23 protein-coding genes are annotated in these 23,405 nt (G+C 60.8%); 15 read left to right on the top strand and 8 right to left on the bottom strand.

Annotated features, from left to right (window positions below; genetic code table 11):
• The first annotated feature begins 105 nt into the window (after positions 1 to 105).
• Positions 106 to 1,149 (top strand): LacI family DNA-binding transcriptional regulator, encoded by a 1,044-nt coding sequence (locus AC1DV9_RS02760; RefSeq protein WP_477946044.1) that lies wholly within the window; start codon positions 106 to 108, stop codon positions 1,147 to 1,149.
• Positions 1,150 to 1,358: 209 nt separating this feature from the next.
• Positions 1,359 to 2,312, top strand: a complete 954-nt coding sequence (locus AC1DV9_RS02755) for a sulfonate ABC transporter substrate-binding protein (RefSeq protein WP_112514429.1) — start codon at positions 1,359 to 1,361, stop codon at positions 2,310 to 2,312.
• A gap of 201 nt (positions 2,313 to 2,513) precedes the next feature.
• On the opposite strand, the gene AC1DV9_RS02750 is transcribed toward AC1DV9_RS02755, so the two are convergent.
• The 4 genes from AC1DV9_RS02750 to AC1DV9_RS02735 form a co-directional block, all read right to left on the bottom strand.
• Positions 2,514 to 2,756 carry a hypothetical protein gene (locus tag AC1DV9_RS02750; RefSeq protein ID WP_112514430.1) on the bottom strand — a complete coding sequence of 81 codons (243 nt, stop codon included), beginning with the start codon at positions 2,754 to 2,756 and terminating at the stop codon, positions 2,514 to 2,516.
• A 228-nt stretch (positions 2,757 to 2,984) separates the two neighbouring features.
• Positions 2,985 to 3,446: a helix-turn-helix domain-containing protein gene (locus AC1DV9_RS02745; protein WP_112388780.1), complete on the bottom strand. Its 462-nt coding sequence runs from the start codon at positions 3,444 to 3,446 to the stop codon at positions 2,985 to 2,987.
• A gap of 167 nt (positions 3,447 to 3,613) precedes the next feature.
• Positions 3,614 to 4,615: a hypothetical protein gene (locus tag AC1DV9_RS02740; protein ID WP_477946043.1), complete on the bottom strand. Its 1,002-nt coding sequence runs from the start codon at positions 4,613 to 4,615 to the stop codon at positions 3,614 to 3,616.
• Position 4,616: 1 nt separating this feature from the next.
• Positions 4,617 to 5,657: an aldo/keto reductase gene (locus AC1DV9_RS02735; protein WP_112388778.1), complete on the bottom strand. Its 1,041-nt coding sequence runs from the start codon at positions 5,655 to 5,657 to the stop codon at positions 4,617 to 4,619.
• Positions 5,658 to 6,002: 345 nt separating this feature from the next.
• Here AC1DV9_RS02735 and AC1DV9_RS02730 point away from each other — a divergent pair, with 345 nt between their 5' ends.
• Genes AC1DV9_RS02730 through AC1DV9_RS02710 form a run of 5 tightly spaced genes read left to right on the top strand, consistent with a single transcriptional unit; the run spans position 6,003 to position 10,816 of the window.
• On the top strand, positions 6,003 to 7,148 hold the full coding sequence (locus AC1DV9_RS02730) for an extracellular solute-binding protein (RefSeq protein WP_477946041.1): 1,146 nt from the start codon (positions 6,003 to 6,005) through the stop codon (positions 7,146 to 7,148).
• Positions 7,148 to 8,038, top strand: coding sequence for an ABC transporter permease (locus AC1DV9_RS02725; RefSeq protein WP_477946040.1), 891 nt, complete (start codon positions 7,148 to 7,150; stop codon positions 8,036 to 8,038). The genes AC1DV9_RS02730 and AC1DV9_RS02725 overlap by 1 nt, the downstream gene beginning before the upstream one ends.
• Entirely contained in the window at positions 8,035 to 8,865 is an 831-nt protein-coding gene (locus AC1DV9_RS02720; RefSeq protein WP_112514436.1) for an ABC transporter permease subunit, read from the top strand. Before AC1DV9_RS02725 ends, AC1DV9_RS02720 begins: the two co-directional genes overlap by 4 nt.
• Before the next feature lie 33 nt (positions 8,866 to 8,898).
• Positions 8,899 to 9,975, top strand: coding sequence for an ABC transporter ATP-binding protein (locus AC1DV9_RS02715; RefSeq protein WP_477946038.1), 1,077 nt, complete (start codon positions 8,899 to 8,901; stop codon positions 9,973 to 9,975).
• On the top strand, positions 9,968 to 10,816 hold the full coding sequence (locus AC1DV9_RS02710; protein WP_477946036.1) for a glycerophosphodiester phosphodiesterase: 849 nt from the start codon (positions 9,968 to 9,970) through the stop codon (positions 10,814 to 10,816). The genes AC1DV9_RS02715 and AC1DV9_RS02710 overlap by 8 nt, the downstream gene beginning before the upstream one ends.
• Here AC1DV9_RS02710 and AC1DV9_RS02705 read toward each other — a convergent pair.
• Positions 10,813 to 11,643, bottom strand: a complete 831-nt coding sequence (locus AC1DV9_RS02705; protein WP_477946034.1) for an inositol monophosphatase family protein — start codon at positions 11,641 to 11,643, stop codon at positions 10,813 to 10,815. The two genes, AC1DV9_RS02710 and AC1DV9_RS02705, sit on opposite strands and share 4 nt — an antisense overlap.
• A gap of 370 nt (positions 11,644 to 12,013) precedes the next feature.
• Here AC1DV9_RS02705 and AC1DV9_RS02700 point away from each other — a divergent pair, with 370 nt between their 5' ends.
• Genes AC1DV9_RS02700 through AC1DV9_RS02670 form a run of 7 tightly spaced genes read left to right on the top strand, consistent with a single transcriptional unit; the run spans position 12,014 to position 19,873 of the window.
• Complete coding sequence (locus AC1DV9_RS02700) at positions 12,014 to 13,702, top strand: ABC transporter substrate-binding protein (RefSeq protein ID WP_477946032.1); 1,689 nt, start codon at positions 12,014 to 12,016, stop codon at positions 13,700 to 13,702.
• Positions 13,703 to 13,722: 20 nt separating this feature from the next.
• On the top strand, positions 13,723 to 14,703 hold the full coding sequence (locus AC1DV9_RS02695) for an ABC transporter permease (RefSeq protein ID WP_112388770.1): 981 nt from the start codon (positions 13,723 to 13,725) through the stop codon (positions 14,701 to 14,703).
• On the top strand, positions 14,703 to 15,605 hold the full coding sequence (locus AC1DV9_RS02690) for an ABC transporter permease (RefSeq protein WP_112514442.1): 903 nt from the start codon (positions 14,703 to 14,705) through the stop codon (positions 15,603 to 15,605). Before AC1DV9_RS02695 ends, AC1DV9_RS02690 begins: the two co-directional genes overlap by 1 nt.
• The gene (locus tag AC1DV9_RS02685; protein ID WP_112514443.1) at positions 15,602 to 16,417 is read left to right on the top strand and encodes an ABC transporter ATP-binding protein; all 816 of its coding nucleotides are present in this window, start codon (positions 15,602 to 15,604) and stop codon (positions 16,415 to 16,417) included. The genes AC1DV9_RS02690 and AC1DV9_RS02685 overlap by 4 nt, the downstream gene beginning before the upstream one ends.
• Entirely contained in the window at positions 16,414 to 17,346 is a 933-nt protein-coding gene (locus tag AC1DV9_RS02680) for an ABC transporter ATP-binding protein (RefSeq protein WP_112514444.1), read from the top strand. Before AC1DV9_RS02685 ends, AC1DV9_RS02680 begins: the two co-directional genes overlap by 4 nt.
• Positions 17,347 to 17,358: 12 nt before the next feature.
• A complete protein-coding gene (locus tag AC1DV9_RS02675; protein WP_477946029.1) occupies positions 17,359 to 17,835 on the top strand; it encodes a GNAT family N-acetyltransferase in 477 nt (158 codons plus the stop codon).
• Positions 17,836 to 17,851: 16 nt separating this feature from the next.
• Entirely contained in the window at positions 17,852 to 19,873 is a 2,022-nt protein-coding gene (locus tag AC1DV9_RS02670) for a beta-N-acetylhexosaminidase (protein ID WP_477946027.1), read from the top strand.
• Positions 19,874 to 19,878: 5 nt separating this feature from the next.
• Here the strand turns inward: AC1DV9_RS02670 and AC1DV9_RS02665 are convergent, their stop codons facing one another.
• The 3 genes from AC1DV9_RS02665 to AC1DV9_RS02655 form a co-directional block, all read right to left on the bottom strand.
• A complete protein-coding gene (locus tag AC1DV9_RS02665; RefSeq protein WP_477946024.1) occupies positions 19,879 to 21,081 on the bottom strand; it encodes an ROK family transcriptional regulator in 1,203 nt (400 codons plus the stop codon).
• A gap of 136 nt (positions 21,082 to 21,217) precedes the next feature.
• Positions 21,218 to 21,643, bottom strand: coding sequence for a type 1 glutamine amidotransferase family protein (locus AC1DV9_RS02660; RefSeq protein ID WP_477946022.1), 426 nt, complete (start codon positions 21,641 to 21,643; stop codon positions 21,218 to 21,220).
• A 124-nt stretch (positions 21,644 to 21,767) separates the two neighbouring features.
• Positions 21,768 to 22,256, bottom strand: coding sequence for an Lrp/AsnC family transcriptional regulator (locus AC1DV9_RS02655; RefSeq protein ID WP_477946020.1), 489 nt, complete (start codon positions 22,254 to 22,256; stop codon positions 21,768 to 21,770).
• Between the two features lie 84 nt (positions 22,257 to 22,340).
• Here AC1DV9_RS02655 and AC1DV9_RS02650 point away from each other — a divergent pair, with 84 nt between their 5' ends.
• Positions 22,341 to 23,402 carry a pyridoxal-phosphate dependent enzyme gene (locus AC1DV9_RS02650; protein ID WP_477946019.1) on the top strand — a complete coding sequence of 354 codons (1,062 nt, stop codon included), beginning with the start codon at positions 22,341 to 22,343 and terminating at the stop codon, positions 23,400 to 23,402.
• Positions 23,403 to 23,405: the final 3 nt, after the last annotated feature.

Below are 23,405 nucleotides of genomic sequence, written 5' to 3'. Positions count from 1 at the left end.
GAAAAAATAGATCGGGAAAGAAAAATTTCGTTGATGGAGAAAATTTCTCGAACAGTGGCGAGGTTCAACCGGCCGTGCTAATCAAGGTCCGAGGAGAATCCCTGGATGACACGCAGATCACGTATCTCTGATATTGCCGAAGCCGCAGGCGTTTCAATTGCCTCGGTGTCGAAGGCGCTGAACAACCGGTCAGGGGTCGGGATCGAGAGCCGGGAGCGGATCCTGGAGGCGGCTGCGCGTCTCGATTATCGCCACAAGACGACGGAGTTAACGGAAGCCTTTCCATCCGGTCTGGCGGTTGTGACCACAGCGGCACTTTATCTGAATTCGAAATTCTATGAGGGCGTCATTCAGGGTGCGCTCGATGCCGCAAGGGAGGGCGGCGTCGATGCCAAGGTCCATCTGCTCACGCCGGATATCGAAACCGGCAGCGTCAACGTCGAAAATCTGCTCGGTGCAGACGGCGCCTGTCTGCTTCTCGTCGGTCTCGACCATCCTGTCCTGATCGAGCAGGTGGCCAGAAGTCATGCGCCGGCGGTGATCGTCAACGGCATCGACCGGACGATGCGGCTTTCCTGCGTGCTGCCCGACAACAGATCCGCCGGCTGGCTGGCGACCACAAGGCTGCTGTCGGAAGGCCATACTGAAATCGTGCATGTAAGCCGGCTGTTCCGGACGTCGCTCAAGGAACGCTTCGATGGCTTTCGCGATGCCATGCAGGAGGCCGGAATTGCCATTGACCCCGACAGGCACCTGTTTGACCTGACGGCTGCGGGGATCCTCGAGCCTGATCTCTCGAATGCCCTGATAGACGCGATGCAGAAGGGCCGGTTCGCCAAGGCGACGGCATTCGTCTGCAGCAACGACATCATGGCGCTCGGCGTCATCGATGCCTTGCGCGCCCGCGGCAACATCCTCCCGCGTGATTATTCGGTGATGGGCATGGACGATATCTCGATCGCGCAGCACAGCACCCCGGCACTGACGACGCTTCGCATCGAGCGCGAAGAGCTCGGCCGCGTCGGCTGGGATATGCTGAAGGAGAGAGCGCTGAATGCCGAGGCGCGGGTGCGCCGCGTCGGCATGTCGGTCCGGCTGATCGAACGGGGAACCGTTGGCCCGCCGCGCCACTATCTTCGTGCGCAATAGACGCTGCGCGGGTCGCCGTCTGGCGATGAAAATGCGCCCGTATCACTTGGATACCAGGCGGTTGAACGCTCTTTCGAGCACCCATTTTGCGAATGACGCAAAAATCAAAAATGGAATCCTTGGACTGCTCCGAAAACAGCACGATTAGTCTAGTAAAGCTGTAGACATAATTTAATTTTGGCCCAACCAATTCAACGGAGGGGCTCACTATGAAAATCTCGAGACGCGCATTTACCGTGGCCATGGCCGGCGCAATCGCCGCTCCCCTGGTCGGGGTTCGGACCGCTATTGCAGCCGACAAGGTCGTTCGCATCGGCTACCAGAAATACGGCACCCTGGTGCTGCTCAAGGGCAAGGGTATCCTGGAGAAGAAGTTCGAGACGATCGGCTATTCGGTCGAATGGACTGAATTCCCAGGTGGCCCGCAGCTTCTCGAGGCGCTGAACGCCGGAGCCGTCGATTTCGGCTCGACCGGCGAGACGCCGCCGATCTTCGCACAGGCGGCCAATGCGCCGCTCGTCTATATCGCACACGAGCCGCCGGCCCCGCGCGGCGAAGCGATCCTCGTTCCCAAGGATAGCCCGATCAAGTCGGTTGCCGATCTGAAGGGCAAGAAGGTCGCCTTCAACAAGGGCTCGAATGTTCACTATCTGCTCGTTAAGGCGCTCGAAGAAGCGGGCCTGACCTATGCCGACGTCGAGCCGTCCTTCCTCGCTCCGGCCGATGGCCGCGCCGCTTTCGAAAAGGGCGCCGTCGATGCCTGGGTTATCTGGGATCCCTTCCAGGCGGCGGCAGAGATCGCGATCGAAGCGCGAGAGCTCAGAAACGGCGAGGGTATCGTCCCGAACCATCAGTTCTATCTCGGGACCAAAACTCTGGTCGATGGCCACAGCGCGGCGATCGATGTGGTCATCGAAGCGATTTCCGAAATCGACGACTGGACCAAATCCGGCGTTGCGGCAGCAGCTGCCGAACTGTCGCCGTCCGTGGGTATTCCGGAACCGGTCCTCGTCCGCGCGCTGGAACGTCAGTCCTATGGCGTGAAGAGCCTGGATGCTTCTGTCGTCGCTCAGCAGCAGGCGATCGCCGACACCTTCTACGAGCTCAAGCTCATTCCGAAGAAGGTCACGATCGCCGACGCGGTGCGCGGCGGCAAAGCCTGACGGCTCATGAAAGCATGTGTGGCCTCAGCCGGTGGAGTTCTCCAGCATCATCGGCTGAAGGCAGATCGGACTATCGCGATTATCACCGCGAACATGGCTACCGGCAGGCTGCGCGCAGTTTGCTGTAACGTTTAAGCAGTTGAAGCAAGCATGCGAGCTATCATCTTGCCCCGGCTTTTCCGGAGCAAGAAAATGGCTCAGTCAGTGGCGAACCGCGAAAGCCGCTTCGAGCCGCTGCCCTTCCTCGGCGATCGCGGGCGCTGCGCTGCCCTGCAGATCCTGAAGCAGGGCATTCAGCGCCATATCCAGGCAATGGGCCGGGAATTCTGCATTGAGCTCCCTGGCATTCTCACGCGCGAAGGCAATCAGTCTCGCAAGGGAGGCCAGCTCCTTCAGCTGCTCTTCGCTCTTCGCGTTCCTGATGTCGATGACCGCATCTTCCATTGATACACCCCATGAGATCGTTGCCGCTGCAAACGGCCACATGACGAGGCTAGTTGAACTTCCCGCAGGACGCGCGTGACACAAGCGTGACACACGTCTAGGCGTCGGAATGCGCTTCGGAATTCAACCGGGAATCCGGATGCAACCATGCGGGTCATAGGCTGCGGAAATCAAAAGGCGCGGTCCGGATGGCCGCGCCTCGATGTCATCGTTTTGCTGGATCAGCGGTCAGCCGTTCAGCGGGACGCTGGAATCCGAAGCGACCGTGTCGGCGGCAACCTCGCGGTGGCCTTCGGCCTGTGCCATCGCCTTGACGAGTGAAACGATCTTTTCGCGGATCTGCGGATCGTTGATCTTCAGAAAGGCGCGGTTGAGAGCGAGGCCCTCTTTGGAGCGGAGGAATTCTGAAACCGGATCAGCCTTCTGCGGCATCTCCAGGCCCTCGAGCGTCAGCGGCTGGTTGTCGTCCTGCTGGAAGAAATAGCTCGGCTGTGCAGACAGCACTTCGGCGATCTTCTGCAGGCGGCTGGCGCCGATGCGGTTCATGCCTTTTTCATACTTCTGGACCTGCTGGAACGTCACGCCGATCTGATCGGCCAACCTTTCCTGGCTAAGGCCGAGAAGGAGCCGGCGCATTCTTACTCGGGAGCCGACATAGACGTCGATTGCATTCGGGGCCTTGGCGTTCATTTCTTTTTTCCGTTTACCGCGAGGGTCGATTGGCGTCCTTGCGGAGGACCGATCAATAGGGGGGCGCGAATAGATAGTGTATGAGCAGAGTGAAAAATTCAATCGCTACTTCTGGGGATGGACCATTCGCCGCTACGCGCTTGTGTATATAGTACCAATGGGTGGCACTAGCCCCCGTCTGAAGCGCATTCGCTGCCTCTGAGCCAGGCCTCGATCGCTTCGGCAGCAGGGCTTCCAAGGCTCAAGAGATCACAGAGGACGATCAGTGGATTGGCAAGATCGAGCCCGTGGGCGCGCCTGGCGTGGAGCCAGCTGGCGGCATCCGCCGAAATCACGATCGCGAGATTGCCGGGCGCTTTGACCGGCGCGGCCCTGAGATGGGCGAGCAGGTCGGCGATGTCGACCGAGGGCGAAAGCCTGATCTGCAACTCCGGCACATCGCCGCGCCTGCCGAGATAGTAGCTCGCAGCGTAGCGCCCGGTAATCGCATAGCCGATATCATGCGTCCGGCAGAATCCATCGAGCCGCTGCGGCAGAGATGTGAGGGCATCGGCGGGAACGGCGTAGTGCTGCCAGCGCGGGCTTGCCGCCGCCGCCGTTGTTTTCACCGTATCGATGATCGCCTGCGAATTATCGACGGCGTAGCGGTGGCTGCGGCCACGGGCCTGCGGAACGAGCCAGCCCAGCTGCACGGCATCGGAAATGGCGCTGCGCGCCGCGGTCGCCGAAACGCCGGCGGCAGCGCCGAGTTGCGACGCTTCGAAGCTTTCGTTTCGCAGATGCCAAAGGGCGCAGAGAAGGGTGAGCTTCCGGCTTCCGAAACCCTGAATTTTCCGGTCTGCCATGTCCGCTGGAGGGCCGCCCGGTACAATCTCGTTGCTGCCTTCACGCAGGATGGCCCATCCCGCATCCTGTAATACCGCGGCAAGCGGAGATGCGGCAAGCGTGGTGACCAGAACGGGCGTCGCATCCACCCGCGCAAGCGCGGTGGCAACGCGCCGCGCTTTCGCCTTGAGCGCCGGCCAGTCGGTGATCGCCGCCTGCGCCTCGCGCACGAAGAACAGCCTGATCCGGCGGCCGGATATCTCTAATTCGGGAAAGCCAGCAGCCGCCGTCAGGATCGTCTCCAATTCGCCGATGGGTGCAATCGCCGGCCGCGGAGGCATCATGTCACTGCGTGTCGCCGGGTAGCGGCGCTGCCGGATCGATCAGCCCCTGATCGCGCAAATCCGACCATAGGCCCGCCGGGATCGGCCACGCGAGATAGTCGAGATTCTGTTCGAGTTCTGCGACCGAACGGGCGCCGGGTATGACGCTGACGACAAGCTTGTGGGCCAGCGGAAACTGGAGAGCGGCAGCGGCCAGCGGCACTTTGTGGCTTTCGCAGACGGAGCTCAGCCGGGCAACGCGATCCAGCACCTCCTGCGGCGCATTGCGCGTATTGAAGGTCGCGCCGTTGACGGCGCCGGTTGCCAGAATTCCCGAATTGTAGGGGCCGCCGATGACGAGCTTCGTGCCCTTGCGCTCGCAGGCGGGAAACAGTGTGGCAAGCGGCTCCTGTTCCAGAAGCGTGTAGCGGCCGGCCAGCAGGAAGTAGTCGAACTGACCCGCCTCGACGAAATCGGACAGCATCTGCCACTGGTTGATGCCGACGCCGATCGCCTTGATGACACCCTGCGATCTGAGCTCGTCGAGTGCCGGATAGGCGCCGTCCATCGCTTCCCTGAAGCGGCTGCGGGCGCGCGGATCCTCACCCTTGGCGAAGTGGATCGCCTCGTCCGGATCGTGGATCGCCAGCATGTCGATATAATCAGTGCCGAGGCGCTTCAGTGAGCCCTCGATCGACCGGAAGACGGCATCGCGTGAATAGTCGAAATCGGCGCGAAAAGGCGGCGCCTCGTCCCAGAGAACAGGTTTGACCTCGCTGTCGGGGATCGGCACCAGATCGTAGCCGACTTTGGACGAGATGACGATTTCGCTCCGCAGCAGCGTGCGGATCGCTTCGCCAAGCCGGGTCTCCGCCAGGCCAAAGCCATAGACCGGCGCCGTATCGAAATAGCGCAAGCCCTTCTCGAAAGCAGCGTGAACGGTGTCATGCGCCACTTTCGGGTCAGTCGCGCGGTACATGTTGCCTAGGCCGGTTCCGCCCAGGCCCATGACGGTAACCTCAGGCCCATTCGCGTTGACGCTTCTCTTCTCCAGTTTTGGCATTTATTTTCCTGACACTTCTTCGCTCGATCGTCTGATGTGATGCGGGGCTTCGCGCCTTCCTGCGTTACCTCGCCATCACATACTGGCATATAATTTGTCGTACAACAATGTAACCGGACGAATGAAATCTTGCGGGTGAATTGGGATAGCGCGGCGACGCCTGGTTTGCCGGTCATGATGGTGATGTCGCGATATTATCGGTGACTGAGCCGCAATCCAAATCCCTCAAGCCAATTGATGCACAGGCGTGCAAAAATTGGGTTTTTGTCATTGGGGTGTCATCCACCACGGATAGCTAGGCTTTCGAAGGCCTCTTGGAATGAGGCCCAGGAAGAGGAGAAGGTCATGAACAGACGCGAATTTCTAGTCACTTCGTCGGCGGTGGTGGGCCTTCTGGCGATGCCGCGCTTTGCGTTTGCAGCTGGAGAGACGATTGATCTCTACAGTGGCTCTGACGCCAACATTCTCGATTTCTGGAGCAACATCGTCGTTCCGGCGTTTTCGAAGGCCCATCCGGAGCTGGCCATCAAGGTCACCGACGCCGGCGACAACACCGGTCTGCGCGCTATCGCCGATCGCGGTCTCGCCGCGCTGAAGACCAAGACCGATCCGCAGGCAGACATTTTCGAACATTTCGACCCACGCCTTCCGGCAGGCGGCATCGACGCCGGTCTCTGGGTGAAGTTCTCGGCCGAGAACATCGAAGGCTTCGACCACGTCAACCCGCTGAGCGTCGATAGCGAATACTCGCTTCCCTATCGCGGCTCGCAGGTTCTGCTGGCCTATGACACCACCAAGCTCGACCCGAAGAACGCGCCGAAGACCTGGGAACAGCTGACGGCCTGGATCAAGGCCAACCCCGGCCAGTTCATCTACAACCGTCCCGACAAGGGCGGTTCTGGCGGTAACTTCGTCCGCCGCGCCATTCATGAAGCCAATGGCCGCGACCCCAGCAAGTTCACCGTCGACAACTTCACCGCCGACTACGCCAACCAGACGCTGACTCCGGCCTGGAAGCTTCTCACTGATCTCGCTCCCTCGCTCTACGAAAAGGGCGCCTACACCGCCGGCAACACGCAGTCGATCCAGCTGCTCGCACAGGGCGTCGTCACCATGACGCCTGTCTGGTCGGATCAGATTCTGCAGGCAATCTCGCAGGGCGTGCTGCCCGAGACGACCGGCCTCGTCCAGCTAAGCGATCTCGCGCTCTGCGGTGGTTTCTCGCGCATGACGGTCTTCTCGAACGGCGCCCACAAGGATGCCGCTCTCAAGCTCGCCTCGTTCCTGCTCAGCAAGGAAATCCAGGAATCCATCATCACCGAGATCGGCGGCTTCCCGGGCGTATCCTGGGACCACATCTCCGATGACCTCCGCAAAAAATACGCCGACGTCATCCCTACGACCATCCCGACTTTCCCCAGCGGTGATTGGGAAACCAACATCAATGACGGCTGGTACCGTAACGTAGCGCCGAACATCAGCCGTACCTGATGCGCAGACGGATACCGGTAAATTCGCCAGCGCGTGAGCGCGCGCCGGCCAAGAGTGCCTCGGCGGGGCTGCTTCTGGTCGCCCTACCGATTCTTCTGCTCGGCTGGCTCATCGTCTATCCGATCATCTCGGCCGTCATGGGCACGATCTTCGTGCGCCAGGCGGATGGAAGTTCGCAGTTTTCGCTGGCTTCCTACCAGTTCTTCTTCACCGACAGCTACAGCCTTGCCAATCTCTGGGTAACGCTCTGGACGACCTTCGTCTGCGGCGTGCTGCTTGTCGTCATCGGATTGCCGATTGCGCTTTATCTTCGCTTCTCCCAGGGCCGCCTTGCCGGCTATGTGCAGGGTCTTGCGATCTTCCCGATGTTCGTGCCGTCGATCATTCTCTCCTACGCGCTGATCCGCACCATCGGCCCGAATGGTACCGTCGATATCCTGCTCAACGCCGTCGGTCTGCCGAAGCTGCCATCGCCCTATCTGACACCCTGGGGGCCGGTGATCGGCCTCGTCTGGGACAACCTGCCGCTGACCGTGCTGATGTTGACGGCCGGGCTCAGCAGCATCTCGAAAAGCTCGATCGAGGCCGCGCGTGATGTCGGCGCCAAGCCCTTGCGCGTCTTCATCTCGATCATCATGCCGCGCATGGGCAACTCCCTGCTGGTGACCGCATCTTTCGCCGTTCTCGGCATCTTCTCGTCCTTCACGCTGCCCTATGTTCTCGGTCCCGCTTCGCCCGAGATGATGGGGCCGTTCATGCAGCGCACCTTCTCCGACATGAACGATCCGCTGAACGCGTTGACGCAGGCGGTTATCTCCTTCGCCTTCTGCCTGGTCTTCGGCATTTTCTACGTGCGCTCGATCGCCAGAAACCGGGAGGGCCGCCGATGACGCCGGTTGAAAACACCGCTTCACGCGCCAGGATCGATTGGACCGGGATCTGCTTCGCAGTCCTTCTGACGCTGTTCATCGCATTGCCGCTGGTCGTTGTCGGCACCTGGGCCTTTACCGAGGTCTGGCGCTATCCCTCCGTCATTCCGCAGCAGTTCGGCCTGCGCTTCTGGCATCAGACGCTGTCGCGTGCGGATGTCTGGGATGCGCTGACGCTGAGCCTGCGGCTGACAGCAACCGTCACCATCCTTTCGGCGATCATCTGCCTTCCGGCGGCCTATGCCTTTGCGCGGATGAAATTTCCGGGCCGCAACATCCTCTTCCTGTCCTTCCTCGCATCGCATGCCTTTCCGAAATTTGGCCTGCTGGTGGCGATCGCCGGCATCTTCCTGCAGTTGGGGCTAATCAGCACCTTCTGGGGTGTCGTGCTGATCCAGCTCGTCGGCACACTGATGCTGATGATCTGGATTCCGGTCGCGGCCTTTCAGAATGTCGATCGCCGCATGGAAGAGGCGGCGCGGGACGCAGGTGCGGCACCACTGCGCGTCTTCTGGTCGATCACCCTGCCGCAGGCCGGGCCGACGATCGCCGCCGCCCTGCTTTTGACCTTCGTCGGCACCTTCTACGAAACCGAAGGCGCCTGGCTGATCGGTGCGCCTGAAATCCGCACCATGCCGGTGCTGATGATCACCTTCATCAACAACCAGATCGTCGTTCAGTACGGCGCTGTGCTTTCGGTGATGCTGTGGGTGCCGTCCTTCATTGCCTTGATGTTTGCCCGCCGCGTCATCGGCACGGGTGCATTCGCCCGGGGCTTCGGTGCATAATATGATCGGGTTCCGCCCGAAGAGAGGCTTTCAATGGCTCGTTTGACGATCAACGGCGTTTCGAAGAGCTTCGGCACGTCCTTCGCCGTACGCGATTTCTCGCTCGATGTCGAAGATGGCGAGCTGGTCTGCCTTCTCGGCCCCTCCGGCTCCGGCAAGTCGACGCTGCTTCGCATGATCGGCGGCTTCGAGCGCCCGACGGGCGGTTCGATCCTGATCGACGCCAAGGACGTGACCGGCCTGCCGCCGGAGAAGCGGCCGACCGGCATGGTGTTTCAGAGCCACGCCTTGTGGACGCATATGGATGTCTTCAACAACATCGCTTTCGGCCTGAAGCTGCGGCATCTGCAGAAGGCGGAGATCCGCGACCGCGTCGAAGGCGCCCTTCAGCTTGTCGGCCTGTCCAACTACGGCAAGCGCCAGACCACGCAGCTTTCCGGCGGCCAGCAGCAGCGTGTCGCGCTGGCCCGTTCGCTGGTGCTGGAGCCGAAGATCCTGCTGCTCGACGAACCCTTCGCCAGCCTCGACCAGCATCTGCGCGAGCGTCTGCGTGAAGAGGTCAAGGACATCCAGCAGCGTCTCGGCATCACCACGCTGTTCGTCACCCACGGTCAGGACGAGGCGCTAGCGCTTGCCGACCGCATCGTCGTCATGCGAGACGGCGGCACCGAGCAGATCGCACCGCCAGACGTCATCTATCGCGAGCCGCAGACGGCCTTCGTCGCCGGTTTCATCGGCTCGATGAATTTCGTCCGCACGACTGTCAAGAACGGCGTCAGCGAGCACCCGGCCTTTCCGCTCGCCGTACCGGTCGGCGATGGCGAGGTGGAGATCGCCTTCCGGCCCGAGGCGCTTTCGCTTTCTCTCTCAGAGAAGAAAGCAGCGTCGGTTCACCGCACCATCGATTTCGGGACGCATAAGCTTGTCGATATCGATCTCATCGACGGTAGCCGGCTGAAATCGATGACCGCGCCGGATGCCAACTGGGCGAAGGGCAGTCTGGTCGAGCCCAAGGTTGCAGCCTACTTCGCATTCCGCGATAACGGCCTCGTCTATCAATCGCCGCAAGCCGGCCATCAGGGACAGAGGCAGGTATTCGGTCATGTCTGATACAACGGGCGTAGCAATCAAGGCTGATGACCATCTCACCTGGCTGAAATGGCATCGCGGCCACCGATATGCCGGCGACATTTCCTTCACGCGCCAGCGGATTGCCGAGGGCATGGCGCTCGGTGCAAGCGTCGAGATCGATCTCGTCTGTTTCGCGGGTGATGGCTTTGCTGTCCTGCACGACGACGTGCTGCATCCGGCAACGACGGGCGAGGGCGCTGTCGCCGATGCCTCGGCCGACTATCTCCGCAGCCTCTATCTCCGCGACCACGAGGGCCAGCCGACCGGTAATCCGGTCATGCTGATCGATGATCTCGGCCGTCTGTTGCAGGAGATCGATTGCCATCCGGATGCGGTCCTGCAGCTGGATCTGAAGGAATATTCCGTCCGCATCAGTGAAGCCGATGTCGCCGTCTTCGCAAAGGCGATCGCGCCGGTGGCGAAATCCGTCATTCTCTCAGGCGGCGACGCCGTGGCCGTGGAGCGCCTGTCGCGCGCGGTCCCCGATATGCCTGTCGGCTACGACCCATGCCATGACGGCGCAATCGAGCGGCTGATGGAAAACCGCGATTTTGCGGGCTTCGTCGCTGGCGCGCTTGAAGCCTCGCCGAAGGCCACGATGATCTATCTGCATCACAAGCTGGTGCTGTTTGCCGATGCGGCGGGTTTCGACATGATCGGCGCCTTTCATCAGGCGGGCCGGACGATCGACGCCTATACGATCAATCGCGCCATCCCCGATGTCTTGCCCGATGTTCGCCGCCTGTTGGCGCTGAAGGCCGACCAGATCACCACCGATGACCCGGTTGGCCTTGAGACGCTGATCGCCTCCGGCCACTAGCCTTCGCGAAAGCCTTCAATCAGCCACGAATGGACGGCGGTGTTGGCCGCAAGGATATCGCCATTCGCCGTTACCGGGCCGCCGGAGAAGGCGGAGACATTGCCGCCTGCCTCTTCGACCAGCAATGCCGAGGCGCCATAGTCGTGCAGCGATAGGCCATCCTCGAAAAAGCCATCGAGGCGGCCGCAGGCCACATAGGCGATCGAGAGTGCCGCCGAGCCGAGCCGCCGCACGCCGGCCGTCTCATCCATCAGCCGCTGCAATGCCGAGAGATAGGTTTCTTTCCTGACTGCTTTCACCTGACCAGGAACCGGAAGGCCGGCGCCGATCAGGACATTCTCGATGTCGCCATTGTCTATGCAGCTGATCTTCTCGCCGTTGAGATAGGCACCGCGCCCGGCCTCGGCGCTGAACAGCTCGTCAAGCATTGCGTCATAGACGACGCCCAGGGTGATCCTGCCATGCTCGACGATTGAAATCGTCATGCCGAAATGCGGTATTCCCCACGCATAGTTCGTCGTGCCATCGATCGGATCGATGTAGATCACTGGCGTATCCGGGCCGGCATCGCGATTGCCGACGGCTTCTTCGCCCTGGATGGCGTAATCCGGAAATGCCCTGACCATCTCGTCGACAATGATCCGCTCAACCGCGACGTCGATCTCCGTCTGATAGTCTCTGGGAGCCTTCGCCAGCATCTCGTTGACACGGCGGCGTTTCAGGGAGGAACGGGCGAGCGTGCCGGCCTTGAGAACGGCTTCCGCCAGAAGCCTGAGACGGCTCGATGCCGCGGGATGGAGTCGGTCGGCAACGTCGGGAATTGTCATGGAAACCTGGAGAATGATTCACATTTGGTGACCTGAGGCATCGCAAAGGCACATTACGCTTTTATGACGAAACGCCTGCCATGTCGCCCATGAAGAAACGTGGCGACCTTGAACTGTTCGGTTCAGATGGACGATCGGCAATGACGCGGAGATTGCCTTCGCGATCCACATTCCGTCTGTAGACGATACCGGCGTTGGGGGAGCCCAACACCTCCGCCTTTATGCCGTTTCGTGAAAGAAATGAAGGCTTTCCGGCAGGTGCATTTTCAAACCCAAATTTCTGATTTTCACCGATTGACCGGCATCGCCAAGATCGATATCCATTATTAAATCAATTTGATTGAGTGCAAATAAAAAAGAGGGAACCTTCATGAACATCACTGGAATTGGGTATCGCAATTTTATCGCGAAGGCGGGCTGGGCGACGACGGCTGCCTATATCGCCTTGTTCGGCGCCTCGAGTGCATTCAGCGCCGAGGCGGTCCTGACAATGCACATTGAAGAGCAGACGAGCTGGGTGCAGAATTTCAATCCGTTCGACCTCGCCGGGCGCCGGCAGAGCACGATGGATTTCATCTATGAGCCACTTGTCATTTTCAACGCCGAGGACGGTGGCAAGCCGGTATGGCGGCTGGCGACGAGCTTCAAATTCTCAGATGACCTCAAGTCTATCACCTATGAACTGCGTCCTGGGCTGAAATGGTCGGACGGTCAGCCGCTGACCTCGTCTGATGTCAAGTATACGATCGATCTGATGCTGAAGAACGCGGCTCTCGATACGGTCGGTGTCGGCGAGACTGTCGCATCCGTTGAGGCGCCATCACCGACCGAAGTCCGCATCAATCTGAAGGACGTCAACTCCGATTTCCCTGAGTCGCTGGCAGATCTGGCCGTCGTTCCTGAGCATGTCTGGAAGGATGTTTCCGACCCGGTCGCATTCAAGAATGAAAAGCCAATCGGATCCGGGCCTCTCACCGAGCTGCGCCGGTTCACGCCGCAGGTTTACGAGCAATGCCGCAATCCGAATTACTGGGATGCGGCGTCCCTTCATGTGGATTGCATCCGGCTACCGCAGATCTCCGGCAACGATCAGATGCTGGCGATCCTGCCGGAAGGCAATATGGACTGGATTGGATCGTTCATTCCGGAAATCAAGAAAACCTTCGTAGCACTCGATCCGGATCATAACGGCTATTGGCAGCCGCCGGCCGAGACGGTCGCCTTCCAGATGAACTTCAAGAGCGCCAACGAGGGCAATCTCGAGGCCTACAAGGACATCAATTTCCGTCACGCATTTAGCCTCGCCATGGATCGGCCGTCGATGGTGGATATCGCCGGGTTCGGCTACCCGGTGGTAAACCTTCATGCCAGCGGCCTGCCGCCGCGCTTCGAAAGCTGGCGCAACAAGACCGCGGAAGGCGACAAGGACGCCTTCATGGGCTTCGACACGGAGAAGGCCAATAAGGTTCTCGATGACGCGGGCTTCAAGAAGGGCGCCGATGGCTTCCGGACGACGCCAACAGGCAAGCCGATCGCGTTTCCGGTCATCGTTCCAAACGGCTGGACCGATTGGATCGACGCGGTCCAGATTGCCGTCGAGGGGCTTCGCGCCATCGGCATCAATGCGTCCGTCGCCACGCCCGAATACGAGCAGTGGCGCAAGCAGATCCTTGACGGAAGTTTCGAGGTGGTCATGAACTCGCGTGCCGACGGGGCGACGCCGTTCCGCGGCTATTATCAAAGCCTCTCGACAGCCTATGCCGGGCGCATCACCGGTGCGCCTTCCCGCTATTCGAATCCGAAACTGGACGCGCTCTTCAGTCAGTATCTGAAGGCCACGACCGATGATGACCACAAGAAGATTTTCAACGACATCCAGCTCCTGGTCGCCGATGACTTCCCGGTCGTGCCCGTGTTCAACGGGCCAACATGGTATCAGTTCTCCAGCAAGCGCTTTACCGGCTGGGTGACGGACAAGGATCCGGTCATGAACCCGGAAGATCATGACAACAACCGGATGCGTCTGATGCATCTCCTGCGCCTCAAGCCGGTTCAATAAGCCGGCCAGGGATAGAGGATATGCGCATTTCGAGCCGGCGCCTCGGCGTCTATGCGGTCGCTCTGGCGTTCGCTGTGTTGATGAACTTCATCCTTCCCCGGCTTATGCCGGGGAGCCCCGTCGATGCCATGGTGGCCCAGCTAGGGCCACGCGCCACGCCGGCAGCCGTGGCAGCGATCAAGGCTCGCTTTGGCGCGGTCGATGCCCCGATGATGAGCCAGTTCGCCGACTATCTGAAGGGGTTGGCCACGCTGGATCTTGGCGTGTCGGTCAAATACTATCCGCAAACGGTTGTTCAGGTTTTGGGCAGAGCTACCATCTGGACAATCTTTCTGGTCGTCACCGCCATCCTCTTTTCCCTGTGTGTGGGGGTGGTTCTCGGCGCTGTCGCCGCATGGCGGCGCGGCGGCCGGTTTGACACGATCGTGTCGCCGCTGTCGGTCGTGATGATATCCGTCCCTCCCGTCATCATCGCATTGACCACGCTTTTCATCTTTGGTGTTTCCCTTCGCTGGTTTCCGGTTGGCTATGCCTATGATCCGAACCTGGACCCGGGTTTCGACTTCACCTTTGCCGGCAGCGTGCTCGTTCACGCAATTTTGCCGGTACTGACGCTGTCGCCGTTTCTCATCGGTGAATTTCAGACGACGATGCGTTCGGCGATGATCTCGGTGCTTGGCGAAGACTACGTCACGATGGGGCGTGCCAAGGGCCTCAGCCACCGTGCCGTGATGTTCGGATACGGCGCCCGCAACGCGATGCTTCCCGTTCTTACCAATCTGGCACTGATGATCGGCGCGGTCTTCGGTGGATCGATCGTCACTGAGATCGTCTTCAACTACCCGGGGCTCGGATTGACCCTCTACACCGCGAGTATCGCGCGTGACTATCCGGTCATTCAGGGCCAGCTGCTCCTGATGACGCTTGCCACTCTCGGCGCCAATTTTCTCGTCGACATTCTCTATGGATCGATCGACCCACGACTGCGGGAGGCAAACTAATGAGCTTCACCCTTGGGGCCATCCTTCGCCAGCGCAAGGCCGTTGCCGGATTGATTATCGTCGCGGCCATCTGGGCGATCGCGCTGCTTGCTCCGCTTATTGCGCCGGGCGAACCCGGCGCGCGTGTCGGCCGCTCCCATCAGCCCCCGTCGATGGAACACGTTCTTGGCACCACGAAGATGGGGCGCGATGTCTATCGCCAGTTTGTCTGGGGTGCGCGAAGCTCGCTTTCGGTCGGGTTTGCCACCGGCATCGCGATCACCGTCATCGGCACCGGTATCGGTCTTGTTGCCGGATATGCCGGCGGAAAAACCGACGCCGCCCTCGATCTTGCAACCAATGCCGTTCTCGTCGTCCCGAACATGCCGTTGCTGATCCTGCTTGCCTCATTCGCGGGAACGGTCGGTCCGATGACGATCATGATGATCATCGCTCTGACATCGTGGCCATGGGGTGCAAGAATGACGCGGTCGCAGACCATGTCGATCAGAAACCGTGATTTCGTGACGGCGTCGAAAATGATCGGCGAGCCGGCATGGCGGATCATCTTCGTCGAGATCCTGCCCAATCTGGCGCCCCTCATCGGTATCAATCTGGTCGGGAGCATCATCTATGCTGTCGTCGCACAGACGACGCTGGAATATCTGGGTTTCGGCGATCCGCTGAAGGTCTCCTGGGGCACGATGCTCTACAACGCACAGAACGCCTCGGCGATCATGGTGGGCGCGTGGTGGGACGTCGGCGTTCCGGCGGCCGGGATTGCGCTGACCGGTCTCGGACTGGCGCTTCTCAACTTCACATTCGATGAGATCGCAAATCCGCAACTGCGCTCAGGCCCCGCCCTTGCTCGCTGGTTCCGCCTCAATCGTGCCCGCAATCGCGAGCTGGAGGGACGCCGATGAGCGACAATCTGCTGGAAATCGAGCATCTCAACATCGACTATCTCGTCGACAAAGGCGAGTTCCGCGCCGTCAACGACGTCTCCTTCAACATCGGCAAGGGAGAGATCTTTGGGCTTGCTGGCGAGTCTGGATGCGGCAAGAGCACGATTGCCTATGCGATCACCCGGCTCTCCAAGGCGCCGGCCTGGATCGCAAGCGGCAGCATCAAATTGGGCGGAGAAGATCTGCTGCGCCTGACCGAGCGCGAGCTCCAGAAGATCCGCTGGAAGCGCGTCGGCATGGTGTTCCAGAGTGCGATGAACTCGCTCAACCCTCTGATGCGGGTCGAAGCGCAGTTTCATGACGCGCTCTTCAGGCATACCGGATGTTCGCGCGACCAGTCGAGGGCACGCGGCGAGGAGATGTTCCGGCTGGTGGGCATACCGCCCCATCGCATTGCCGACTATCCGCATCAGTTTTCAGGCGGCATGCGTCAGCGTATCGTCATCGCCATATGTCTGGCCCTCCAGCCCGAACTGATCATCATGGACGAGCCGACGACAGCACTCGACGTCGTCGTCCAGCGCGAGATCCTCGAGCAGGTCGTCGATCTGCAGAGAACGCATGGTTTCTCGGTGCTGTTCATCACCCACGACCTGCATTTGATGGCGCAGCTGTGTCAGCGCATCGGAGTGATGCTGAAAGGCGAGCTGGTCGAGGTTGGCGATGTCCATCAGGTCAGCACGGCGCCGAAGCACGAATACACGCGCAAGCTATGGAACGCGATCCCGCAGCTTCCCGTCCATGACCTGTCTTCCGGAGTTACAGCATGAGAGCCGAGCCGAGCATATCCACCGCAGCTTTGCCGCATATCCGGCTTGAAAGCATCAACAGGCATTTCGGCCCGGTCCAGGCTTTGAGGGACATCAGTTTCTCGCTCTATCCGGGACGGGCTCTGGCGCTTGTCGGCGAATCCGGATGCGGCAAGACGACCTGTGCGCGGATCATCGCCCGCCTGGACAGACCCTCTGGCGGCAAGCTGCTCTTCCGGGGGCAGGATCTGACGCTTCGCGGCACTCCGAAGGAGGAGCGGCGCTACCGTAAGGATGTCCAGATGGTGTTTCAGGATCCGTTTTCCTCCCTGAATCCCGCCTTCGGCGTGAACCATCATCTGTCGCGGCCGCTCGAACTTCACCAGCACGGTCTTTCAAAGCAGGTGCTGGATGAGCGTATCGGGGCGCTGCTTGAAAGCGTCGGGCTCGACCCGGCAGTCTCGCGCCGGAAGTTTCCGCACGAGCTCTCGGGCGGTCAGCGCCAGCGGGTCAACATTGCCCGGGCGCTTGCGGTTCAGCCGAGCGTGCTCGTTGCCGATGAACCGACGTCGATGCTCGACGTCTCCATTCGCAAGGACATTCTCGACCTCCTGGCGCGCGTCAAAAAGCAAAATGATCTGGCCCTGCTTTACATCACCCACGATATCGCCACCGCGGCCAGCGTTGCCGAGGTAATCGTCGTGATGTTTGCCGGACAGATGGTCGAATGGGGCGATACGTCTGCCGTGCTGGGCCAGCCGCATCACCCCTATACCCGGCTGCTGCTTTCTGCCGTGCCCGACGGCGGCAGGCCGTTCGTGACCGGCGGAAGTGCCCGCTTCCTTGAACAGGCGGAAAAGGTCCGCAGCCTCAGCCGCCCGGCGTCGGCGGCGATCGATCAGGTGGGCGCGAACCACTTCGTCCGAATGCCCGGCAACACAGCTCAATAAGGCCAAACTAGAATGGATTATCTCGTCAACCTGTCGGCCTTGCCTGCCGACAACACGTCACAAACCGCTATGACGGAGGCGCGGGTGACAATCAGGCGCGCCCTGCCGCCTGAGCTCAAGCTGATCACAGGCTGGATCGAGGACAATTTTGGAGCGGGCTGGGCGAGCGAAGCAGCGGTTGCCATGACTCGCCAGCCGCCCACCTGCTTTATTGCGACGCGCGACGGCGCGCTGATCGGCTTTTCTTGCCACGAAGCCACGGCGCGCGGCTTCTTCGGCCCAACCGGCGTTGATGAAAATGCGCGCGGCCTCGGCATCGGCCGTGCTCTCCTGTTTGCCAGCCTGAACGACCTTAAGTCGCTGGGATATGCCTATGCGATCATCGGCGACGTCGGGCCGTCCGCGTTTTACGAGAAGGCCGTTGCGGCAACGCCGATCCCGAATTCCGAGCCCGGCATTTATGCCGGCATGCTCAAAACTGACCACTGAACCCAAAGGAATAGCCATGTCCGCACCTCAACGCTCCGCCCTGCGGCTGGAGACCATATGGAATCCACCATCCGGCAACGCAGAGTTCTCCTATGCACTTCGCCTGAAGCACATGGGAGGCGAGCCGCTGACCAATTTCGCCCTCTGTGTCAGCGGGCCGGGACGTGTCGATCCGGCTGGCCGGGTCGAAGGTGCGGTTGTTTCCAAACGCCTGTCGAATTTTACAGAGTTCCGTCCGCCTGAAGGCTTCGTGCTTGCCCAGGGAGACACATGGTCGATCTCGGTCTTTGCGTTGAGCTGGCAATTCCAGCACTGGACGGATGGCGCCACCAATGCCTATCTGGCTCTTGATGACGGGCGCATCATCACGCTTGAATGCGAACCGACACGGTCGTCGGCCAGCAACGCGCCGCTCAAGCGTGGCGCAGAGATCTTTCCGGTGCCAGCTCAGGTCCCCGTTCCCGTTTCCATTATTCCGTGGCCCAGCAAAGTCTCGGTTGGCGCCCGCATGCCGTTGCCTGCAGGCTTTGCCCTGCAGGCTTCCAATGCCGAAGCAGAAGCCGCAGCAGAAAATTTCACGGCGCTGGTGGAGCGGCTGTTTGCCGTCGAGGGGATGGTGCGGCCAGCTGCCGAGGGCGGCATGCCTGTGTTACTGACCGCAGCAGACCTCCCGGGGCCGGAAAGCTACCGTATCCGCTTTCGGGGCAGCAGCGTCGAGGTCGAGGCAGCCGGCCGGACCGGTTTTCTCTACGGCCTCATCACGCTTGGTCAGATCTGGCGGGGAGCAAGGCTGCATCCGCAGGTCTTCCAATTTCCGGGCTCCGGGGAAATCGCCGACGAGCCGCAAATGGCCTGGCGCGGCCTGCATCTCGATGTTGCGAGACAATTCTACGGCGCTGCAGAAATCAAAAAGCTGCTCGCGGTGCTGGCGTGGAACAAGCTCAACCATTTCCACTGGCATTTGTCGGATGATGAGGCATGGCGCGTCGAGATCGACGCCTATCCGGCTCTGACGAAGATTGGCGCCTGGCGCGGCCACGGGCTGGCAATTCCGCCGCTCCTCGGCTCCAGCCCGGCTCGAACGGGCGGGTTCTATACAAAGGCGGCGGTACGAGAGATCGTTTCGCTCGCCTCTTCGTTCGGCATAACCGTCGTTCCGGAAATCGACATGCCGGGCCATTGCTATGCGATGCAGCTTGCCATTCCGGAACTGCGCGATCCGGACGAGATGGGCAGCTACTATTCCGTCCAGGGCTTTCCGGACAATTGCCTCAATCCGGCAAGGGAAGAGACCTACGAGATCGTCGAGACCATTCTCTCCGAACTCATCGACCTGTTCCCTTCGAAGATCATCCACATCGGTGCCGACGAAGTCCCGCTCGGCGCCTGGTCCGGTTCTCCGCAGGCACTGGCAAGATTGCGTTCACTCGCCGGTGACGCGATCGCCGACAGGCATGCAGAACGGCTAAACGTCATTACCAACGACCATGGCGCCGACGATATTTCCGGGTCGGGTACCGCGGTGCTGCAGGCCGAATTCCTGCAGCGCGTGCAGCGCTTCCTGGCCGCAAACGGATGCACGACCGGCGGCTGGGAGGAAGCAGCTCATGGAGACGTCATCGACAAATCGCGCAGCTATCTCTGCAGCTGGAGAAATGTCGAAGTGGCGGCCGAACTCGCCGCGCAAGGCTACGAAATCGTGGTTTGCCCCGGCCAGGTCTACTATCTCGATATGGCACTGAGGCCGGATTGGGACGAGCCGGGCGCCAACTGGGCGGGGACATCCGATGCTGAAAAGCTGTACCAGTTCGATCCGGTCGAAGGGTGGACGGATGCGCAGAGGAAGATGCTTCGCGGAATTCAGGCCTGCATCTGGTCCGAACCGATGACCGACCGGGCGGTCTTCGATCGCCTGGTCTTTCCAAGGCTTTCGGCCCTCGCTGAAAACGGCTGGACGAGACCGGAGGCGAAATCCTGGGAGCGGTTCCGGGCGCTCGTGGGACTGATGCCGCTTCTCTACGGCATCCAGCAGGCCTGAGGCCGCTAGCCCACCGGCTTCTGCAGAACGTCGAAACGGGGGTTCGTTTCGGAAAAGATCGGGAGGGCTGCGGCGCCGAGAATGGCCGTATCCTTCCCGGTCGTGCCGATGGTGACGCGCGGCACGGTCCTGATCTCATCCGGGTCGATCGGCACGGGGAGCGGTGCCAGGCAGTCTGCCAGCCTCTGCATCATCAGCGTCGATATGCTGCCGCCGAGAACGATCGTCTGCGGGTCGAAGGCAAGCTCGAGGAAGTCGATCGTCTGCCGCAAGGGCTCGACCGCCAGCGCCAGCCAGTCCTCAAGACCTTTGCCGCCGGCTCTCACCCGTTCGTCGAGTTCGTCGGTCGAAAGCTCGCCTGCATTGCCGATGCCCATGAATTCATAGGCGACTGATGGCGAGACATAGCGGTCGAGGCAACCACGTTTGCCGCAGGGACAGGGCCTGCCGTTGCGCTCGACGACGATGTGGCCGATTTCGCCTGCATTGTAGCGGCTGCCCTTGTAGAGATGGCCGTCGAGAAACATGCCGGCACCGATGCCGCCGTCGCGGGCAAGATAAAGATAGACGAAACTGTTGAAACCACGGGCAACGCCGTGAAGGCGCTCGCCGATCGCTGCCGCTGCCGCATCGTTTTCGATGAGCACCGGCAAGCCCAGGCGGTCTTCGAGCTCGCGTCCCACAGGAAAGCGCTGCCATCCCGGCAAATTCTGGGGGCTGAGCGTGGTCACCCCTCCGTCGGCATAGCGCCCGGGAAGTGCCATGCCGATCCCGAGAAGGCGGCGGCGGTCAAACGCGAATGCGCCCTGAAGCTCGGCGACGACGCCCTCAAGAACAGGAATCGCCTTCTCCGGATCGGCGTGATCGATATTGTGCTCGACGCGGGCGCAGATGGCGCCGGAGAGATCGGTCAGAATGCCGCTGGCGCGCTGGCTTCCGAGCTCAAGGCCGATCGAATAGGCTCCCTGCGGATTGATTGAGTAGGGAATGATCGGCTGTCCGCGGGCTGTCTTCTGCGGCTCGCCGGAAATCAAAAGGTGAGAGCGCGCCAGTTCCTCGACAATATTGGACACCGTTTGCGTGGTCAGCGCGGTCATCCGCGCGATCGCCGCCCGGGAGAGCGGTCCACTGCTGCGGATCGCTTCGATCACAACCCGGCGGTTATGGAATTTCGCTTGCTCAAGGTTGGTGCCCGATATTGTTTTCATGGATCTTTCGTCGCAAATGCAGCGTTACCTTTCCCATGAGACAAGCCCCGGGGAAAGCGCTTTTTTGAGCTTGGACGCGACTTAAAGTATGGGTTTGGGACCGCCGAATTGACCCGGCGGTCCGCTTTCGACGTGACTACTGCTTGTCATTCAGCTTTGCGACGAGAGCGTCGCCGAATTCTGGCGCCGACATCGGCTGCTGGCCGGTGATCAGTTCGCGATCGACGACGACGTTGCTATGCCAGTTGGCGATCGGTTCCACGCGTGCGCCGGCTTCGGCCAGGGCATTGACCAGGTAGAACTGAACGTTGCCACCGAGGCCGTTCGGGCCTTCGAGCGCCTGCTCTTCGCCAGTCGAGAAGATCGTCGCGCGATAACCGGCATAAGGCCAGCTGGTGGTGAGCGAGCTCGCCTTGCCGTCACCGGCGATCATCGAGGCGATGAAGGCGTCTGGATTCGGGAGTGCCGAAAGCAAAACGATCGGGCCGTGGCAGATGATGCCGGTCGGGCGGCCGGTCTCATCGAAGCTCACCAGGATCTTGCCGAGGTTCTTATCGTGCATATTGGCCGCGTATCACTACACCGCCGAAACCGCCTCTAGATCCGCCTTTTGGCGAGCAGGTGAGTGGCAGTGGTCCGCGGAGTTATACTTCGAGGGGGCACCGCGGTGTGAGCGGCGCCTTGATTTATCGGTCGATGCCTCGAGCAAGGACCGCATCCATAGGGTTGACGACATCGCGGATCGTAACCAGCGTCGTGAACGATTTCACGTTGCCGTCGTCGTGGAACACTTCACGCGTGAAGACGTCGTATTGCTCCATGCCGGAAAGCTGCAGCATCAGAATGAAATCAGCCTCACCGGTCACGTAGTTGGCCTGCCGAACCTCCGGCCGCTTTTTGATCTTCCTGATGAACGCCTCGAGTTCGCTACCGGCCTCGCGCTCCAGCGAAACGAGAACGTGAATTGTCAGTGGAAATCCCATCGACGCCGGCCGTACGATCGCGACATCGGCGGCAATCGTCCCATTCGCCCGCATCTGGCGAAGCCTGCGCAACACCGCGCTTTCGGAAAGGCCAACTTTTTCGGCGAGCATGCGGGCCGGCATCAGGTTGTTGACCTGCACCAGCTTCAGCAAAGAGAGACCGAATGAATCGAGGGTAGCGGTTTCCGTCATGAATGGGGAGAATATCGCCTGAAACCGGTAAGGTGCAAGGAATTTCGGCGAAACTCAGCGCGCATAACGCAGTAGTATTTCCGCATGACAAAGAACCTGCCGATCGAAGACGCTCACATTATCCAGACCCGCCTGCATGCCCTTGCGCCGGGATATGCCGCGACACCGCTGATTGCCTCGCCGGAGCTCGCAGCTGCCCATGGGCTGGGTGCGGTCTTCCTCAAGGACGAGGGAGCTAGAACACTCGGCAGCTTCAAATCACTTGGAGGAACCTATGCGGCATTGCGGGCGCTGTCGCGGGCTACCGGTGAGGATTTCGCCGCGATTGCTTCGGGCAAAGTGCCGGCCGGCCGCCTGCCTCAGCTGTTGACTGCGAGTGCTGGAAACCATGGCCTGGCCGTTGCCGCCGCCGCTCGTTTTGCTGGCAGCCGCGCCCGCATCTTCCTCTACCCCGACGTCTCTCGCGCCCGCCGTGATCGCATCGTTGAGATGGGTGCGGAGATCGTCGACATCGATGGAACCTATGACGACGCTGTCGACGCGGCAAAGAAGGCGGCCAAAGACGGTGCCGGCATTCTGGTGGCCGACACCTCCGCCGATCCCGATGACCCGATCGTGAGCGACGTGATCGCAGGCTACGGCGTGATCCCGCAGGAAATCAAAGAGCAGATCGGGGAAGGGCCGCGTCCGACGCATCTTTTTATCCAGGCCGGTGTCGGCGGTCTCGCGGCGGCAATGGCGACAGGCCTCAAGGACTGGCTCGCGCAACCGGCAAGGATTGTCGTCGTAGAACCCGCGACAGCGGCATGTGTCGATGTGGCAATCCGCACAGTCAAGGTCGAGCGGGTGCCTGGCGATCTGACAACGTCCGCAACGATGCTTGCCTGCGGCGAGGCAAGCCGGCCGGCGTTGAAACTGATGGCCGGGCTTGTGGACGTCGTAACCGTCGAGGAGGATCGTCTTCTGAGCGAACCACTCTTGCTGGAAGGCGCTGGCGGTCCCGCGACCACGCCGTCGGGCGCAGCCGGTCTCGCCGGGCTTCGCCGAGCCATTGCAAATCCCGAAATGGCAGTCCGCCTTGAACTCGACGCTTCGAGCCGCGTGCTGTTGTTCGTGACCGAAGGACCTCTCAACGAAGAAACCTAAAAG

The sequence above is a fragment of the Rhizobium sp. 01L410 genome, assembly GCF_056400165.1.
The sequence above is the reverse complement of the archived record's forward strand: the minus strand, read 5'-3'. Positions and strand labels throughout refer to the sequence as shown.